Consider the following 3811-nt stretch of genomic DNA (forward strand, 5'->3'; position numbering starts at 1 on the left):
CCACCATAACGGGCTATGATACCAAGGGAAGGGTCATTTATACGGCGAGCAAGAACAACTATCTGAACACCACGGACATTGTGGAGACGGAATATGATTTTGGTGGAAAAGTGGTACAGACCAAGGCCACGCACAAACGCACCGGTAATGCCGATATCGTGACCATAGATGATTTTGAGTACGATCACGAAGGCAGGCTTCTCCGCCAAAAACAGACCATAGGCGGGCAGGCCCAAGAGACATTGGTGGACAATACCTATGACGACCTGGGGCAACTGGAGAAAAAGAAGGTCGGGGGCGGACTGCAGACAGTGGACTACACATATAACGTTAGGGGCTGGCTAAAGGCCATTAACAATCCCTCCAGTCTGGGCAGTGACCTCTGGGCATTCAAGATCAACTACAACACAGTGTCCCATAGCGGTACGGCACTGTTCAACGGAAACATAGCCGAGACGGAGTGGCGCACGGCCAATACGGACAACAGCTTGAAATGGTACCGATATGGGTACGACCCCCTCAACCGGATCACCTCTGCAACGGATAATACGGGGCACTATAATCTGGTCGGGATAACCTACGATAAGAACGGGAACATACAGACCCTGAACAGAAAAGGGCATACCGCTGTGGACGGCAATGGACAGGTGACCTCCTTTACCGGGACGATGGACAACCTGGACTATAATTATTTCAACAGCGAGACCAGCAACAGGCTCTACAAGGTACGGGACGACGGCAGTGACACCCACGGCTTCAGGGACAGCGGGGCCGATGGCCAGGACTATTGGTACGATGCCAACGGGAACATGACCAGGGACGACAACAAGGGCGTCACGGACATTACCTACAACCACCTGAACCTTCCAACGGACATTGCCACGTCCCAAGGGACGATTTCGTATATTTATGATGCCGCGGGCACCAAGTTGCAAAAGACCGTGGGAGGTTCCGTGACAGACTATGTGGGCAATTATGTCTATCAAAACGGTAATTTGGAGTTCTTTTCCCACCCGGAGGGATATGTAATGCCGGACGGCAATGGAGGCTACGACTATGTGTACCAATATAAGGACCACCTCGGCAACATCAGATTGACCTATACCGATGGCAATGGCAACGGTTCAATAGACCCAAATGCTGAAATTGTGGAGGAGAACAACTACTATCCTTTCGGCCTTAAGCACAAGGGATACAACAACGTTACCTCTTCCTACGGCAACAGTGTGGCGCAGAAGTGGAAGTTCGGTGGGAAGGAGTATGAAGATAGCTTCAATGAATCCATTGCGACGTATGACTTTGGTGCACGGAACTATGACCCTGCACTCGGTAGGTGGATGAATTTGGATCCTTTGGCGGAACAGATGAGGAGGCACTCGCCATATAATTTTGTGTTCAATAATCCTTTGAGGTTCATTGATCCAGATGGGATGTCACCTGACGATATAGTAATAAGAGGGAAAGATATAGCAAGTGGTGAGTATCGAGATGCAGTAATAATCAAAAGCGAAAAAATTGATATTACTTTAGATGTTGAAAACTTAGTTTTACCACCTTCAGTTCAAGATCCTGGTACGAATTCAGAGAATAGCCCACTCAATGCTCCGATAGAGTTAGGTGGGTTTGATCAAGCATTGCAATTGGCAGAAAATACATTTGGCCAGACCGATGCGATAACAATTGACATTGGAGGGCAAGTTGTTGCTGGTGGAGGAGCTGCAGGTAATGTACAAATAGCAGCAATTTTACAAGGTGATGATGCAGGAGGTGCATTTTTGTATGGGCCTTCTCACAGTGATGTCCAAATTGGTTTTGCTGGAGGTGTGGGAATTGAACTTGGAGCGGTTTTTTCCACTACTGACAATTTTGACAGGAATTCACTTGAAGGAACAACAATAGGAGTAGATGGGAGTTATGGACCTGTTTCTGGAAGTTTTTCTCTAGGAGTAGATGGTCCATTTGACTGGGATGTTAATTACGTTGGAGCTAGTTTAGGCGTGGGAGCAGGTGTCCCAGGTGGTCGTGCCTTTATTTCTCAATCAGAACTTATAACCACAATTAGAAAACCAAATAATGAACAATAGTAGAAATTTAAAACTTATAGTGCTAATTGCATTTGTGTTTAACACTTCATGTGACTTCTCGACTAATAAAAAAGCAGAGGTTAAAGATCAAAAGATTGATAGAATTATTTTAATCAGTAAGGGAGGAGATGGAAGACACAACCTTAAAGAAAAGTTGATCATAAATAATCAGGATGAAATATCGAGGTTGGCCAAAATTTTTGCAAAATCTGCCAAGTTGAATGAAAAAGTTAATGTGGGTGCAAATTATGGCTCTGTAGTTGTTGATATGGTTGACAAAGAATCAGAATCCATACATTATATTTCAATCATTTATACCGTCTATGATGGTGTTATAATAAGAGATGATTTAAATGGTGATAAGTTTAAAAATGATGAGTTTGCGGGAACGATTAATAATCTCATGTCAGATAATAAGATTAATCTTCAAAATCTAAAAGATAAAATTGAAAACGACTAAGCAACAGTGATGTTACAGTAAAATCATTATTTTACCTAACACATAAATCAACAGCAACTCTTTTTGGGTTGCTGTTTTGTTTTTACAAGGTTTATTCCTTTGAGAGTTGTGATATGGAAGCGTTTGTTTCTTTTGGGATTCATTCAAGGTAGATATCGCAAACTTTACGACAAGATTTATGCAAAAAAGTAAGAGGCAAGATTTGTGAAAATCTCATTCTTTGAGAAAGTCACCAAGAAAATGATATGGACAATACCAATTAAGAAATTGTAAAATCTAGAATACCTAACCTAATCATTATGTAATTAATGTATTGATAATCAAATAGATGAATTGTTTTATAAATTGTTTTATAGAAAAACCCTACTTTTTTTAAGGTTTTCCTGTAATAATTTTTAAGCATTTATTGGTATTTTTCTTACCACTAACCATTAAATACCAATTATTGAAAACCTCTACCCTTCTTGGGATCCATGGATTCATCCCTGTCCCCATTCTTTTTATAACAATTAAGCTCCCCTTTTCGGATTGCCCCGCAAACAATAAGGATGGGGGCTTTCTCTCCTCTTTTTTATGTGCTTGGGCATATTTTCTTCACCACTTAAAATTTCAACAAATGAACTTAGGAATGACTGGAAAAAAGAATTTGACATTTATTCTTCTTGTACTGGCATTTATAATGTCCTCTAAGGCATTTTCCCAATGGAGTACAAATGGTTCCAACATATATTACAATAGTGGAAATGTAGGTATCGGAAGCAATAACCCAAATGCCAAGTTGACTCTTTATCTTCCGGGTGCTACAAGTTCATACCCGACCCTAACTACCACAGGTGACGTCCTTCAACATTTCGTAAGTAACAACAATGGAATTGAGATTGGAAATGCCCGTAGTACAAATTCAAGAAGGGCATGGATTCTGGCCCGACATTCACAAAGTGCGTATATGCAGTATTACTCATCTCTGCACCTTCAACCTGATATCGGTTCAAAATTAAACTTCAGGGGAGTGGCCATAGGTTTTGAAACCTCCACGGAAGTGCCATATGGTACCCATCTGGCTGTTGGTGGAAAAGTAGGGATTGGAACCCTAAACCCTGATGAAGAACTCACTGTAAAAGGCAACATTCATGCCGAAGAAGTCAAGGTGGACCTTTTAGTTCCCGGTCCCGATTATGTCTTCAAAGATGGGTACGACCTCAAATCCCTTGAAGAAGTCCAAAAATACATACAGGAACATGGCCACTTGCCCAACATCCCATCTGCC

Annotated in this window: 2 protein-coding genes and 1 pseudogene; all 3 read left to right on the plus strand. The window is 41.9% G+C overall.

The window, feature by feature from the left end:
• On the plus strand, window positions 1–2084 hold a 2084-nt coding region (locus tag FOT42_RS17810), incomplete at its 5' end, for an RHS repeat domain-containing protein (protein WP_313788437.1).
• Window positions 2074–2544, plus strand: a complete 471-nt coding sequence (locus FOT42_RS17815) for a hypothetical protein (protein WP_151891784.1) — start codon at window positions 2074–2076, stop codon at window positions 2542–2544. The genes FOT42_RS17810 and FOT42_RS17815, both read left to right, overlap by 11 nt.
• Before the next feature lie 445 nt (window positions 2545–2989).
• Window positions 2990–3811, plus strand: a pseudogene (locus FOT42_RS17820) (hypothetical protein); the annotation flags it as partial.

The organism is Flagellimonas hadalis, from assembly GCF_007785775.2.
In the GTDB taxonomy this organism is placed as follows: Bacteria; Bacteroidota; Bacteroidia; order Flavobacteriales; family Flavobacteriaceae; genus Flagellimonas; species Flagellimonas hadalis.

Bases quoted from the DNA above. Each gene is read 5' to 3' on its own strand.
- FOT42_RS17815 (WP_151891784.1), top strand. From the start codon at position 2,074: ATGAACAATAGTAGAAATTTAAAACTTATAGTGCTAATTGCATTTGTG.